The 12,852-nt window shown below is 65.6% G+C and carries 14 protein-coding genes; 9 read left to right on the forward strand and 5 right to left on the reverse strand.

The features are described from left to right. Positions 1-32: 32 nt before the first annotated feature. Entirely contained in the window at positions 33-2,234 is a 2,202-nt protein-coding gene (gene uvrB / locus ABD729_RS01670; RefSeq protein ID WP_344708420.1) for an excinuclease ABC subunit UvrB, read from the reverse strand. 142 nt (positions 2,235-2,376) lie between these two features. On the opposite strand from uvrB, the gene ABD729_RS01675 reads away from it, so the two are divergent. The 4 genes from ABD729_RS01675 to ABD729_RS01690 all read left to right on the forward strand — a co-directional run bounded on the left by ABD729_RS01675 (position 2,377) and on the right by ABD729_RS01690 (position 5,867). Continuing rightward, the gene (locus ABD729_RS01675) at positions 2,377-3,792 is read left to right on the forward strand and encodes an MBOAT family O-acyltransferase (protein WP_344708421.1); all 1,416 of its coding nucleotides are present in this window, start codon (positions 2,377-2,379) and stop codon (positions 3,790-3,792) included. Next, the gene (locus ABD729_RS01680) at positions 3,767-4,987 is read left to right on the forward strand and encodes a hypothetical protein (protein WP_344708422.1); all 1,221 of its coding nucleotides are present in this window, start codon (positions 3,767-3,769) and stop codon (positions 4,985-4,987) included. The genes ABD729_RS01675 and ABD729_RS01680 overlap by 26 nt, the downstream gene beginning before the upstream one ends. Positions 4,988-4,998: 11 nt before the next feature. Beyond that, a complete protein-coding gene (locus ABD729_RS01685; protein WP_344708423.1) occupies positions 4,999-5,277 on the forward strand; it encodes an HNH endonuclease in 279 nt (92 codons plus the stop codon). A 71-nt stretch (positions 5,278-5,348) separates the two neighbouring features. After that, entirely contained in the window at positions 5,349-5,867 is a 519-nt protein-coding gene (locus ABD729_RS01690) for a DUF3617 domain-containing protein (protein ID WP_344708424.1), read from the forward strand. A gap of 89 nt (positions 5,868-5,956) precedes the next feature. On the opposite strand, the gene ABD729_RS01695 is transcribed toward ABD729_RS01690, so the two are convergent. The 3 genes from ABD729_RS01695 to ABD729_RS01705 all read right to left on the reverse strand — a co-directional run bounded on the left by ABD729_RS01695 (position 5,957) and on the right by ABD729_RS01705 (position 8,281). Next, a complete protein-coding gene (locus tag ABD729_RS01695; protein ID WP_344708425.1) occupies positions 5,957-6,430 on the reverse strand; it encodes an SgcJ/EcaC family oxidoreductase in 474 nt (157 codons plus the stop codon). 88 nt (positions 6,431-6,518) lie between these two features. Next, positions 6,519-7,589: a TerC family protein gene (locus tag ABD729_RS01700; protein ID WP_344708426.1), complete on the reverse strand. Its 1,071-nt coding sequence runs from the start codon at positions 7,587-7,589 to the stop codon at positions 6,519-6,521. Positions 7,590-7,630: 41 nt separating this feature from the next. Beyond that, positions 7,631-8,281, reverse strand: a complete 651-nt coding sequence (locus ABD729_RS01705) for a DUF2490 domain-containing protein (protein WP_344708427.1) — start codon at positions 8,279-8,281, stop codon at positions 7,631-7,633. 739 nt (positions 8,282-9,020) lie between these two features. Here ABD729_RS01705 and ABD729_RS01710 point away from each other — a divergent pair. Together ABD729_RS01710 and ABD729_RS01715 are read left to right on the forward strand one after the other, a co-directional pair. Continuing rightward, positions 9,021-10,907 (forward strand): ribonucleoside-diphosphate reductase subunit alpha, encoded by a 1,887-nt coding sequence (locus ABD729_RS01710; protein ID WP_344708428.1) that lies wholly within the window; start codon positions 9,021-9,023, stop codon positions 10,905-10,907. Between the two features lie 282 nt (positions 10,908-11,189). After that, positions 11,190-11,414, forward strand: a complete 225-nt coding sequence (locus ABD729_RS01715; protein WP_344708429.1) for a hypothetical protein — start codon at positions 11,190-11,192, stop codon at positions 11,412-11,414. A 71-nt stretch (positions 11,415-11,485) separates the two neighbouring features. Here ABD729_RS01715 and ABD729_RS01720 read toward each other — a convergent pair whose 3' ends face one another. Continuing rightward, on the reverse strand, positions 11,486-11,746 hold the full coding sequence (locus tag ABD729_RS01720) for a DUF2171 domain-containing protein (RefSeq protein WP_344708430.1): 261 nt from the start codon (positions 11,744-11,746) through the stop codon (positions 11,486-11,488). Between the two features lie 101 nt (positions 11,747-11,847). On the opposite strand from ABD729_RS01720, the gene ABD729_RS01725 reads away from it, so the two are divergent. From ABD729_RS01725 to ABD729_RS01735, 3 genes are all read left to right on the forward strand, one after another. Next, a complete protein-coding gene (locus tag ABD729_RS01725) occupies positions 11,848-12,204 on the forward strand; it encodes a hypothetical protein (protein ID WP_344708431.1) in 357 nt (118 codons plus the stop codon). A 78-nt stretch (positions 12,205-12,282) separates the two neighbouring features. Next, complete coding sequence (locus ABD729_RS01730) at positions 12,283-12,666, forward strand: PepSY domain-containing protein (RefSeq protein ID WP_344708432.1); 384 nt, start codon at positions 12,283-12,285, stop codon at positions 12,664-12,666. A 40-nt stretch (positions 12,667-12,706) separates the two neighbouring features. Continuing rightward, the gene (locus tag ABD729_RS01735; protein WP_344708433.1) at positions 12,707-12,850 is read left to right on the forward strand and encodes a hypothetical protein; all 144 of its coding nucleotides are present in this window, start codon (positions 12,707-12,709) and stop codon (positions 12,848-12,850) included. The last annotated feature ends 2 nt before the right edge of the window (positions 12,851-12,852 follow it).

The raw sequence follows: 12,852 nt of genomic DNA on the forward strand, positions 1-12,852 counted from the left end.
CCCTCCTTCGATCAACGCACCAGCGGGCTTGGCTAACGCCGCGCGCGCTTGTTCATCCGCACCTGCTGCTGCTTGCCGAACCGCGTCTTGCGCGTGCCAGGCTTGCCCTCGGTCGAATTGCCGACCCGCGGCGCCGCGCGCTGATGGTCGGGGATGCCGAGCTCGTCCTCTTCCAGCTTGCGGATCTCGTCGCGCAGCCGCGCCGCTTCCTCGAACTCGAGGTCGGCCGCGGCCTTGCGCATCCGCTCCTCGAGATCGCTGATGTAGGCGCGCAGATTATGCCCGACGAGATGCGGCGTGTCGGGATCGCCGGTGTCGACCACCACCCCGTCGCGGGTCGAAACGTGCGCGATGATGTCGCTGATGTCGCGCTTGATCGTCGCCGGCGTGATGCCGTGCTCGCGGTTATATTCCTCCTGCTTCTCGCGCCGCCGGTTGGTCTCGTTGAGCGCGCGCTCCATGCTGCCGGTGACCCGGTCGGCATAGAGGATGACCTTGCCCTCGACGTTGCGCGCGGCGCGGCCGATGGTCTGGATCAGCGAGGTTTCGGACCGCAGGAACCCTTCCTTGTCCGCATCGAGGATCGCGACCAGCCCGCACTCGGGAATGTCGAGCCCTTCGCGCAGCAGGTTGATCCCGACCAGCACGTCATAGACGCCCAGTCGAAGATCTCGGATGAGCTCGATCCGCTCCAGCGTCTCGACGTCCGAATGCATGTACCGGACCCTGAGCCCCGCCTCGTGCAGATATTCGGTGAGATCCTCGGCCATCCGCTTGGTCAGGGTGGTGACGAGCGTCCGGAAGCCCTTCTTCGCCGTCGCCCGCGCCTCGGCGACCAGATCGTCGACCTGGTCCTCGACCGGCTTGATCTCGACCGGCGGATCGATGAGCCCGGTCGGGCGGATCACCTGTTCGGAGAACACCCCGCCGGTTTCGGTCATCTCCCACGGGCCGGGCGTCGCGCTGACGAACACCGACTGCGGGCGCATCGCGTCCCACTCGTTGAACCGCAGCGGCCGGTTATCAATGCAGCTCGGCAGGCGGAAACCAAACTCGGCCAGCGTGATCTTCCGCCGGTGGTCGCCCCGCGCCATCGCGCCGATCTGCGGCACCGTCTGGTGGCTTTCGTCGATGAACAGAAGCGCATTGTCGGGGAGATATTCGAACAGGGTCGGCGGCGGTTCGCCCGGCAGGCGCCCGGTCAGGAAGCGCGAATAATTCTCGATCCCCGCGCAGCTCCCCGTCGCCGCGATCATCTCGAGGTCGAAATTGGTGCGCTGCTCGAGCCTTTGCGCTTCGAGATAGCGCCCTTCGGCATTCAGCTCCTTCAACCTTTCCTCCAGCTCGTGGCGGATCGCGGCCGCAGCCTGCTTCATCGTCGGCCCGGGCGTCACATAGTGGCTGTTGGCGTAGACCTTCACGCTCGGCAGGCTGCCGACCTTCTTGCCGGTCAGCGGATCGAACTCCACGATGTCCTCGATCTCGTCGCCGAAGAAACTGACCCGCCACGCGCTATCCTCATAGTGGGACGGGAAGATCTCCAGGCTGTCGCCGCGCACGCGAAAATTGCCGCGATTGAAAGCCGCGTCGTTACGCTTGTACTGCAGCGCGACCAGCTTGCGGATCACCTCGCGCTGGTCGGCCATCTCGCCCTTCTTCAGGCTGAAGACCATCGCCGAATAGGTTTCGACCGACCCGATGCCGTACAGGCAGCTGACCGACGCGACGATGATCACATCGTCCCGTTCCAAGAGCGCACGCGTCGCCGAATGCCGCATCCGGTCGATCGCTTCGTTCACCGAGCTTTCCTTCTCGATGTAGGTGTCGGTCCGCGGCACGTAGGCTTCGGGCTGGTAGTAGTCGTAGTAGCTGACGAAATATTCGACCGCATTGTCGGGAAAGAAGCTCTTGAACTCGCCATAGAGCTGCGCGGCCAGGATCTTGTTCGGCGCCAGCACCAGTGCCGGGCGCTGGGTGTGCTGGATCACCTGCGCCATGGTGAAGGTCTTGCCCGATCCCGTGACGCCCAGCAGCACCTGGCTCTTCTCGCCGCCCTCGCTGATCCCCTCGACCAGCTCCCGGATCGCGGTCGGCTGGTCGCCCGCCGGCTCGTACTCGCTCTTGAGGACAAACGGGCGTCCGCCTTCCGCTTTCTCAGGGCGCGCCGGCCGATGCGGCACGAAATCACTGCCGGTTTCAGGCTCGGCAAGGCTCGTGCGGATCTGGATTTGCATGGAGGAACATATGGGGGCTGCGGCCCCGTCCCGCAATTCGGCACGCGCTGGATAAAGCGGCCGGACTAGGTTACGCCGTTCGCCGTGGTGCCGGGGGGTGCCACCTGTGCTGCGTGCTCATGCCCAGGGGGGCCGCCGCCGCATGATTTTCAACTCGCTGACCTTCGTGGTCTTCTTCGCGATCGTCCTCGCGCTTCACAACGCGCCTTTCTCCTGGCGCCAGAAGAAGCTCAACCTGCTGGTCGCCAGCTACCTGTTCTACGCCGCCTGGAACCCGCCGTTCGTCATCCTCCTGTGGGTGTCGACCGTGGTCGACTGGTGGGCGGCACAATGGATGGTGCGCTCGCAGCGGCAATCCACGCGCCGCGCGTGGATGATCGTCTCGGTGGTCGTGAACCTCGGGATGCTCGGCTACTTCAAATACGGCAATTTCCTGCTCGAGAATTTCGCGGAAATCCTGAACGCCGCGGGCATCGCCTACCAGCCGCCCGCCTGGGACATCATCCTCCCGGTCGGGATCAGCTTCTACACCTTCGCGACGCTGAGCTACACGCTCGACGTCTATCTGCGGCGCGCGGAGCCGGCGAAGCATTTCCTCGACTACGCCCTGTTCGTGACCTTCTTCCCGCACCTCGTCGCGGGGCCGATCATGCGGCCGACCGAACTCGTCCCCCAGTTCGAACAGCCGCGCCGGGCGAGTGCCAACATGATCCTGTTCGGCCTCGCCCTGCTGACCCTCGGCATGTTCCAGAAGGTGGTGATCGCAGACGGCCTGCTGTCCCCGATCGCGGAGACGGTGTTCGATGCCAACAAGGTCCCGCTGACGCTCGACGCCTGGGCCGGCGTGCTCGCCTTTGCCGGGCAGATCTTCTGCGATTTCGCGGGCTATTCGACCTCGGCGATCGGGGTCGCCCTGGCGCTCGGCTTCGCGATGCCCGACAATTTCCGCTTTCCCTATGGCGCGGTCGGCTTTTCGGACTTCTGGAGGCGCTGGCACATCACGCTGTCGTCGTGGCTGCGCGACTATCTCTACATCCCGCTTGGCGGCAATCGCCATGGCCCCGCGCGCACCTACATGGCGCTGATGGGGACCATGCTGCTGGGCGGCCTGTGGCATGGCGCTGCCTGGACCTTCGTCGTGTGGGGCGGGCTTCACGGCCTGTACCTGTCGGTCGAACGCTGGCTGAAGGGCCGCTTCGGGGGCTGGCAGCCGGGCCAGGTCCAGCTGTTCGGCCTCGCGCTCCTCACCTTCATGGCGATCAACGTCACCTGGGTGTTCTTCCGCGCCAAGACCTTCGGCACCGCCGGGACCATCCTCGCCAGCATGGGCGGCCATGCGCCCGGCGGCGTCGCCTTGCTTCCGGGCTTCGATCTTCTGGCCGCCTTCGGGATCGTGACCGCCATCTTCCTCATCCACTGGCGGATGCGCGACACCACGCTTGAAGCGGTGGTGGAGCAGGCGCCGGCGTGGGTGCTGGCCCCGGTCCTCGGCCTCATGGCCTTCCTCGTCATCATCGAACAGGGGCGCGGCAATGCCTTCATCTACTTCGCCTTCTGACGCCCCGCTGCCGCCGGTCGGCACCATCCGCGAAGGGGCGCTTCCGAGGGGGCTTCGCCTGACCGCCAGCGACCGCCCGGGCCAGGCCCAGCCCGTGCCGGTCCGCGACGTCCCGGCCCGGCCGTGGAAGGGGATCGCGCTGGTAGCCCTGCTCGTCATGCTGATCGGCGTCGGCGGCTGGGAAGCCTGGGCGAGGGGTTTCGGCCTCCGCACCGCCGACATCGGCGACAGTCCGCAGAAATGGGCGGAGACGCGGGCCAGCATCGCACCCGACGACCTCGTGATCGTCGGCGACAGCCGGATCCTGTTCGACACCGACCTTGCGCATTTCCAGCGGCTGACCGGCGTCGCGCCCAAACAGCTAGCGATCCACGGCACCAACGGCCGCAACCTGCTCGAAAACATCGCCGCCGATCCTGCCTACAAGGGCCTGCTGCTGGTCGGCATGGCCGACACCAGTTACTTCCGCCCGGTCAAGGCCGGTGCCGGGGTCGGCGCGCCCTGGATCGACGGCTACGCCCGCAACCGGGAGCCGAGCCAGATCAGCGGCCTCTACCTCGACCGCTGGCTGCAGCAGCTCTTCGCCTTCCTCGATGAAGACATGCGCCTCAGCCGCCTTTTGTCGCGAAACGACCATGGCTGGCGAAAAGGCAGCGACAGTCCCTACGACGACGTGTGGAAGGTCGATGAAAGCTTCCCCGGCCGCCAGCGTTTCATGTGGGGCGAGATCGAAAAGCCCGGCTACCTGCAGGACCAGGCCCGGCACGCCTGGGGCGGGTTCAAGGGCCCGCCCGGCAGACCCGCCGACATCGCCGAAACCATCGCCCGCAGCCGTGACGCGGTGAACCGCATCCGCGCCCGGGGCGGCGACGTGATCTTCATCCGCCCGCCTTCGGCCCCGCAATTGCGCGTCAACGAGGAACAGCGGATGCCCAAGGCGAAGGTGTGGGACCGGCTCCTGGCGCAGGTTCCCGCGCGCGGGATCCACGCCGACGATCTGCCGGCTGCTCAGGGCCTCGACATTCCCGAATGGAGCCACCTCAGCCGGACCTGCGCCACGGTCTTCACTGATGCCTATGTTCGGCGCCTCGTCCAGCTGACGGACCGCGTGGCGCTCCGCCCCGATGCCCCGCCGCCGCTCGCCACCGCCAACTGCAAGGGCCAACTCGCCGGGGCACCGCTTCGCCGGTCCTGAGTTATGCTGCCATGGTGGAGGAGGAGGCATGCTGGCTGTGCGGCCGGCCGCTCGGTCGCAGGGTCGAACAGCATCACCCCGTTCCAAAGTCGCGCGGTGGGCGGGTCACCCGGCCAGTTCACCCGATCTGCCACCGGACGCTCCACGCGACCTTCACCAACAAGGAATTGGAAAAGGCCGGCGACAACCCGCAGGCGCTCGCCCTCAATCCCGAGCTTGCCCGTTTCCTCGGCTGGGTCGCGAACAAGTCGCCCGACTTTCACGCCCCCACCCGCCGCCGCAAGGCCTGAACCGGCGTTGCACGGACCGCCGGCTCCGCTAAGCTGGCGGCCGACCGGTATTTTCCAGGGGGATCAAGTCTATGAAGCGTGTTGCGTTCGCCGCCCTTTGTCTCGGCCTTGCCGCCTGCGGGCAGGAAGCCGAAGCACCCAAGAAGGCCGAAGTGCCGGCCAAGCTCGCCGCCGGCACCTATGAAGTGACCGCGACGGTCAAATCGCTCGCGTCCACCGACAAGACCCCCGTCCCCACTTTCGCCAAGGTCGGCGACACGGTGAAGTCGCAAGGCTGCGTCGGCGACGACGGCCTGCCCGCGCCCGAACTGCTCGCCGCCAAGGGGGACCAGTGCACCGTCACCGACCCCTATGTCCGCTCGGGCCGGATGAACGTCACGCTCGACTGCAACCGCAAGGGGCAGGGCAAGGTGATGACCATCTTCAACGGCAAATATGACGCCGAAGGCTTCTCGGGATCGCTGAACGCCAACAGCAGTTTCTCCGGCCCCGGCGACTATACGCTGGTCGAGGAGATCACCGCCCGCAAGGTCGCCGACCAGTGCAGCGCGGCGGGTGCGGACACCAAGACCGCAGCGAAGAAGTCCTGATCGCTCGAGCTTTGATCATTCGTATGTGAGTGGGAAGAAGCCGGCCGGCGCCATCACTGCTACCTGCGGCTTCCTCCCACCCAACCTTTTTACTCGCTGATCGGCATCATCGAACTGTGGAGGTGCGCAATCTTCCACGCGCCGTCTTCATACTTGTAGATGAAGGTGTAGCGCGCCTTGACGTTGTTGCGCACGCCGCTGTTCTGGTTGGTCAGCGCGACCGTCCACGTGCCCATCTTCACCAGCATGTTGCAGCCCTGGCGGACGTTGCTGGTGTTGATCGTGCCCACCGGCGCGCCTTTCAGGAACGCCTCGAAATAGTCGCGGATCGCCGCCCGGTCGGTGCGCGGGACATTGGACACGGTCGCCAGCAGCACCGCATCCTTGCTGAACAGGTCCGTCACCGTGTCGGGGTTCTTCGTCGCCCAGGCGGCATTGAACTGGTTGAACAGGGCGGTCGGCGCATCGGCCGGGATCGGCGCGCAAGATGCGGCCTGCCCCTGCGCCATCGCCGGGCTGGCCAGCAGGGCCGAAGCCAGCATCAAGGAAGCGAGATTTTTCATCCTTCTTTTCTCCCATTTGTCAGACGTTTCGTACGGGTAATGCCGGCAGCAGGCGGCAGCGTTCATCGCCGCCGCCGCCCGCCGCCGCTCACACGGCCTTGCCGTCGGTGAGCTCCTGGACGTGGCGCCGGGCCGCACCTTCGTCCTCGCCGGCCGGCCACTGCGGTTCCTCGGCGCCCCTGGTCTTCCACAGCGAATAGAAGACCCCGCCCGCGATCAGGCCCGCGGTGACGCCGAGGCTGAGCAGCGGCGGGAACTTCGTGCCCAGCACGAAGTCGGCGATGAAGATCTTGGCGCCGATGAAAACCAGCACCAGCGCCAGCGCATATTTCAGATAGTGGAAGCGGTGCACCATCGCCGCCAGCGCGAAGTAGAGCGCGCGCAGGCCGAGGATCGCCATGATGTTCGAGGTGTAAACGATGAACGTATCGGTGGTGATCGCGAACACCGCCGGCACGCTGTCGACCGCGAACACCAGGTCGGCGAGGTTGATCACCACCAGCGCGAGGAACAACGGGGTCGCCGCCCACATCAGCTTGCCGGTCTTGCCGTCGGCGATCTTCACGAAGAAATGCTGGTCGTGAAGCTCCTTGGTCACCCGCATGTGGCGGGAGATGAAGCGCACCACCGGATTATGCTCGATGTCCATCGGCTTGTCGCCGGCGAACAGCATCTTGATCCCCGTGAACACCAGGAACGCGGCGAAGATGTAGAGCACCCACTCATACTGCTGCACCACCGCCGCGCCGACGCCGATCATCAGCCCGCGCAGCATTATCACCGCGATGATGCCCCACAGCAGCGCGCGATACTGATACTTCGGCGGGATCGCGAAGTAGGTGAAGATCAGGCTGATCACGAAGACGTTGTCGATCGACAGCGCCTTCTCGATGAAGAAGGCGGTATAATAGCTGATGGTCAGCTGCATGCCCTCGGCCTCGCCAAAGGCCGCGGTCTTCTGGAAATAGACCCACACGCCGAACGCCAGCGCGATCGAGATGTAGAAGGCGGAAAGCTTCAGGCTCTCCGCGATCCCCATCTCCTTGTCCTCCTTGTGAAGGAAGCCGAGGTCGAAGGCGGTAAGCGCGGCGACGATGCCGACGAAGGACAGCCAGAACCACACGGGGGTCCCGAGCCAGTCGGTGAACAGGAATTCCATGGTGGGCGGCTCCTAGCGGATCGGAGCCGCGCCAGGGCGGCTCAGAGATTGAGGGTGAGGTTGAGCGTCGGCGCGTGGCCGACCCGGTCCGGCCTGTTCTTTCGGATGTTCTGCTGGCGGGTGTAGCCGACCCCGAGGTCGAGCTGGCCGAGGCTCCGTTCGAAGCCGACAAAGGTCCTGATCCCGGTCAGCCCGGTATCGCCCGTGCTGCTGGTCGCGCGCAGCGTCCAGAAGCCCTCGGCACTGCCGGCCAGCTTCCAGCCGCCCTTTTCGCCCGTCAGCGGGATCGCGTAACCGAACCGCTGGCGCACCCGCCAGCTGGTCCGCGGCGCGTCGTCGATGAAGCGCTGCTCGAGCCGGGTCCGTCCCTTCAGCCCCGACGCGCCGATATTGTAGCTGACCGACTGGATCAGCCGCGTCTCGCGCACCAGCCCTTCCTTGCTCCGGTGGACGCCGAAGCTGGCCTTGGTGGAGCCGAACTTCTGGCCCAGCCACAGCCGGTAGGTCTGGTTGTCGCCGATCGGATTGCTGCTTCCGCGCTGGCGCTGCTGGGTCTGGAATTCGGCAAAGGTGCCGCCGCCCAGATCCTTCGAGATCGTCCCGTCGAACCAGGCTTCGAAGCGGTTCTCCTCGGCCAGCGCCGGCGTGGACAGGCCAACGGCAAGCGCCGCGCCAAGCAGTCGGAAGGTCATTGCAGGTGCACCCCTCGTGGGGACGCGATCCTCGCGTCCGTCGCGTGCCCCCTGTTACAACAATATTGCAGGCTGATGACAGCAGCCTCGGCGGTGGCCGGAACGCATGCGGGTCCAAGTCCTGATCCTCCTCGTATCGACGGGTGAAGCCGATCGGAGCATCGTTCAGTGTGTGGGGGCGCTTGTGCCCGGGCCAGCTCACATCGGATGATCCGATGCGGTCCGACATCACGTGCTCACAGCTGCTTCATGCAGCCGCGAACGCGCCAGAGGGGCCCGGTCCGCGTTGGGGCAGATAACTGCCGATATCGCCTCCTTCAACCCCCCGCGCGGCGCACTGGACGAAAGTCCGGGTGCTTCGCGAAGGGTCCGAGCCGCCCGCTTGCCCTACCGCCAGCCGGCCCGGCCCAGGCTGTTGCATCCGTGCCGCAGCCGCCCTCTCGTGCGGCCAACCGTCCACCGCAATTTTGCATTAACCAGCACAAACCGGCTTGCGTCCGCACGCGGATGAAAGCACAAGATGTTGTAGCAGAGCCGAGGGGGCACCCACACAAGCTTGTGACTGGGTCTGGGGATAACTATATTCCCAGCATGCAGAAGTGCGCCCTGTGGAAAGCGGGGAAAGGCCGCTTCGCCCTTGGCCGAGCGCTTGGATTCGGGAGCTGGCTGGGCCATGACCGAACGAGAACGGAACAAGAACATGCGAGTCGCGATTGAGACTCGCCAGGAGGGTATAGGCATGGACTTCTCGAGCGGCAGCGAAGTCGGCACGACCGACGTCACCACCCCGCCCCAGGCGGCGAAGTCGAAGAAGGACAGCAAGACGGTCGACGCGCGCCGCTTCACCGTCGTCACCGACCAGTCGCGCGATTCGCTCCTGACCGAATTCGGCAAGGAGACGCTCAACGACCGCTACCTCCTGCCCGGTGAGAATTATCAGGACCTGTTTGCCCGCGTCGCCTCGGCCTACGCCGATGATGAAGCGCATGCGCAGCGCGTCTACGATTATATCTCGCGCCTGTGGTTCATGCCGGCGACCCCCGTGCTGTCCAACGGCGGCACCGGCCGCGGCCTGCCGATCAGCTGCTATCTTAACAGCGTGTCGGATAGCCTGAACGGCATCGTCGACACCTGGAACGAGAATGTCTGGCTCGCCTCCAAGGGCGGCGGCATCGGCACCTATTGGGGTGCGGTGCGCGGCATCGGCGAACCGGTCGGCCTCAACGGCAAGACCAGCGGCATCATTCCCTTCGTCCGGGTGATGGATTCGCTGACCCTCGCCATTTCGCAGGGCTCGCTGCGCCGCGGCTCGGCCGCCTGCTATCTCGACGTCTCGCACCCCGAGATCGAGGAATTCCTCGAAATCCGCAAGCCTTCGGGCGACTTCAACCGCAAGGCCTTGAACCTCCACCACGGCGTGCTGATCACCGACGAATTCATGGAATGCGTCCGTGAAGGAAGCGAATTCACCCTGCGCAGCCCGAAGGACGGGTCGGAGCGCGGTACCGTCGACGCCCGCTCGCTGTTCCAGAAGCTGGTCGAGACCCGCCTCGCGACGGGTGAGCCCTACATCATCTTCATCGACCAGGTGAACCGGTCGATGCCCAAGCACCACCGTGACCTCGGGCTCAAGGTCTCGACCTCGAACCTGTGCTCGGAAATCACCCTTCCGACCGGCAAGGATCACCTCGGCATGGACCGCACCGCGGTCTGCTGCCTGTCCTCGCTCAACCTCGAAACGTGGGACGAGTGGAACGGCGACAAGCAGTTCATCGAGGACGTCATGCGCTTCCTCGACAATGTCCTCACCGACTACATCGACCGCGCGCCCGACGAGATGGCGCGGGCCAAGTATAGCGCCGAGCGCGAGCGTTCGGTCGGCCTCGGCGTGATGGGCTTCCACTCCTTCCTCCAGGCCCGCGGCCTCCCCTTCGAGGGCGCGATGGCCAAGAGCTGGAACCTCCGGATCTTCAATCACATCAAGGCGCAGGTCGACGAGGCCTCGCTGCAGCTGGCGGTCGAGCGCGGGCCCTGCCCCGACGCCGCCGACATGGGCGTGATGGAGCGCTTCAGCTGCAAGATGGCGATCGCGCCGACCGCGTCGATCTCGATCATCTGCGGCGGCACCTCGGCCTGCATCGAGCCGATCCCGGCCAACGTCTACACCCACAAGACGCTGTCGGGCTCCTTCTCGATCCGCAATCCGTATCTGGAGAAGCTGCTCGCCGAGAAGAGCAAGAACTCGGACGCGGTGTGGAATTCGATCCTCGAGCAGGGCGGCAGCGTCCAGCACCTCGACTTCCTCTCGGAAGACGAAAAGGCTACCTACAAGACCAGCTTCGAGATCGACCAGCGCTGGCTGATCGAGCTTGCCGCCGACCGCACGCCCTACATCGACCAGGCCACCTCGCTGAACCTGTTCATCCCGGCAGACGTCGACAAGTGGGACCTGATGATGCTCCACTTCCGCGCCTGGGAGCTCGGCATCAAGTCGCTCTACTATCTCCGCTCCAAGTCGGTGCAGCGCGCCGGCTTCGCGGGCGGGGTGGAAGCCGACAACACCCCTGCGCTTCGCGAAATCCAGGTCGAGGTCACCAACTACGACGAGTGCCTCGCCTGCCAGTAAGCCCGTAGCCCTCTCTCCTTTGTCGGGGAGAGGGCACGGACGGCCCGGCGAGCGCTGCTCGTTTCCCCCAGCCGAAAGGAGGACAGTCAGGACATGCTCAGGATCGTCATCCTTCTCGCGCTGGTGGCCGGAATCGCCTTTCTCCTCCTCCGCGCCCGTGGCGGCAGGCCCGGCCAATGAGCTGGCTTGCCAGTCCGGTGGTGCTGTTCGTGCTGGCCAGCGGCGTGATCGTGCTCGGCTCGTGGGTCGGCGCGAAGAGCAGCAAGAAGCGTTGAGGACCGCATGAACATCCTCTTCGTCATCCTCGGCGGCGTGTCCGCCCTCGCCGGTCTCCTAATGCTCGTCGCCGCGTTGCGCGGCCGGGTCGGCGAAAGCCGCAAGTCCACCGCGCAGCTGATCGCGGGCATGATGCTGCTCGCCTTCGGGCTGGTGCTCGGCGGCTTCGCGATCGCTTATGTGACGACCAAACCCTACCCCGAATTCGCCAACGAAACGGGGGCGGCATGAGCCTCTCCAGCCCAGCCGCCCCCGCATTCTCGTCGGTGCCCGCCCTTCACGGGGCGAGCGACACCGCGATCCTAGGCTTCTTCTTCGAAGGTCACGGCATTGGCGCCGGTCGCCGACAGCCGCACCTTGTCACCCTCGACCTCGGCGACGAGGCCGGTCGAGATGTAGTGATGGTGCCCGGCATGGCTGCCCTCGGCACCCTCGATCTCGGCACCGCTGTCCTTCTTGGTCAGCTTGATGCGGTCGCCCTCGACCTTGTCGACGGTTCCGACATGGACGCCGTCGGCGCCGATCACTTCCATATGCTCGCGGATGTTGCTGGTGTCGGTCATCGTTCTGCTCCTCTTGGGGGAATGATGAGCGCTGAACGCCCGGTTTCGGGTTTCGATGCACTACCGTTCCATTGTCCTCGTCACACCCGGAAGCTGGCCGCATGAGCTACCGCCAGGCCTCGTCCTTCGACCCCCGGCACGCTTCCGCGCCGACCCGGCCGAAGCGGCCCTTCAACTGGGTGCAATGGCTGGGCGTGCTGTGCGAGGGCGCCGCAATCGCCATCCTCCTCTGGCATTTCGCCGTCCGGCTCGACGTGGTGCCGGGCCGCGAGCTTCCGATCCAATATGCCACGCTTGCCGCGCTGGTCGGGATCACCCTCATCAATTCGCGCACTGAGGACATGCCGCGGCGCGAGGACGACCCCACCCGCCGCCGCTACCAGTGGTGGCTGACCGTCACTTTGACCGTGATCGGCGTCGTCGCGGTGATCCTGATCGGCCTGGACCTCGCCTCGTGACCCGCGCATCGCACCCTCTTGCGAAACGCTCGCAACAACGCCACGCCTTGCGAACGATTCGCAACAAAGGAATAACGCATGCGTAAGTGGCACCGTTGGCTCAGCGTCTTCTTCGGCCTCCTGATCCTGTTCATCGCGGTGACCGGGCTGCTCAGCCACATCGGCAGCCTGGTGAACGATTCGCGCCAGGCCGCTGCCCCGCCGCCCGCCATCCCCGCTGGCTTCGTCTGCCCCGAGACCATGACCTGCCGGCCCAAGCCGCAGCCCGGCGGCTGGAACGTCGGCTTCCTCCATCACCTCCACTCGGGCGAGGAGTTCGGCCCCGTCGGCACCGCGCTCGCCATGCTGTCGGGCGTGGCGCTCGTCTTCTTCGCCTTCTCGGGCCTGTGGATGTACCTCCAGATGTTCCGCGCCCGCGCCGGCAAATCCTCGGCGCCGCGCGGCGGTCGGTTCTTCTGGTGACCGCCCGTTCCGCCCTCATTCACCGTGAAAGGACCAAGCCATGAAGCCTGAATTCATCGCTCTGCTTGCCGCGCTGGTCGCGGTCTTTTCGGGCTGCATGACCGTGCTCCTCGCGATGCACGCCAAACGCAAACGCGCCGAACAGGCCGCCTCCTCCACCACCGACACCGCCCACAAGGACTGACG

Origin of the sequence: Sphingomonas humi, from assembly GCF_039536725.1 — a bacterium.
GTDB lineage: Bacteria > Pseudomonadota > Alphaproteobacteria > Sphingomonadales > Sphingomonadaceae > Sphingomicrobium > Sphingomicrobium humi.

What these genes read in the sequence shown, in the direction of transcription:
- uvrB (WP_344708420.1), bottom strand. Translation starts at nt 2,234, where the DNA reads ATGCAAATCCAGATCCGCACGAGCCTTGCCGAGCCTGAAACCGGCAGT.
- ABD729_RS01675 (WP_344708421.1), top strand. Translation starts at nt 2,377, where the DNA reads ATGATTTTCAACTCGCTGACCTTCGTGGTCTTCTTCGCGATCGTCCTC.
- ABD729_RS01680 (WP_344708422.1), top strand. Translation starts at nt 3,767, where the DNA reads ATGCCTTCATCTACTTCGCCTTCTGACGCCCCGCTGCCGCCGGTCGGC.
- ABD729_RS01685 (WP_344708423.1), top strand. Translation starts at nt 4,999, where the DNA reads ATGGTGGAGGAGGAGGCATGCTGGCTGTGCGGCCGGCCGCTCGGTCGC.
- ABD729_RS01690 (WP_344708424.1), top strand. Translation starts at nt 5,349, where the DNA reads ATGAAGCGTGTTGCGTTCGCCGCCCTTTGTCTCGGCCTTGCCGCCTGC.
- ABD729_RS01695 (WP_344708425.1), bottom strand. Translation starts at nt 6,430, where the DNA reads ATGAAAAATCTCGCTTCCTTGATGCTGGCTTCGGCCCTGCTGGCCAGC.
- ABD729_RS01700 (WP_344708426.1), bottom strand. Translation starts at nt 7,589, where the DNA reads ATGGAATTCCTGTTCACCGACTGGCTCGGGACCCCCGTGTGGTTCTGG.
- ABD729_RS01705 (WP_344708427.1), bottom strand. Translation starts at nt 8,281, where the DNA reads ATGACCTTCCGACTGCTTGGCGCGGCGCTTGCCGTTGGCCTGTCCACG.
- ABD729_RS01710 (WP_344708428.1), top strand. Translation starts at nt 9,021, where the DNA reads ATGGACTTCTCGAGCGGCAGCGAAGTCGGCACGACCGACGTCACCACC.
- ABD729_RS01715 (WP_344708429.1), top strand. Translation starts at nt 11,190, where the DNA reads ATGAACATCCTCTTCGTCATCCTCGGCGGCGTGTCCGCCCTCGCCGGT.
- ABD729_RS01720 (WP_344708430.1), bottom strand. Translation starts at nt 11,746, where the DNA reads ATGACCGACACCAGCAACATCCGCGAGCATATGGAAGTGATCGGCGCC.
- ABD729_RS01725 (WP_344708431.1), top strand. Translation starts at nt 11,848, where the DNA reads ATGAGCTACCGCCAGGCCTCGTCCTTCGACCCCCGGCACGCTTCCGCG.
- ABD729_RS01730 (WP_344708432.1), top strand. Translation starts at nt 12,283, where the DNA reads ATGCGTAAGTGGCACCGTTGGCTCAGCGTCTTCTTCGGCCTCCTGATC.
- ABD729_RS01735 (WP_344708433.1), top strand. Translation starts at nt 12,707, where the DNA reads ATGAAGCCTGAATTCATCGCTCTGCTTGCCGCGCTGGTCGCGGTCTTT.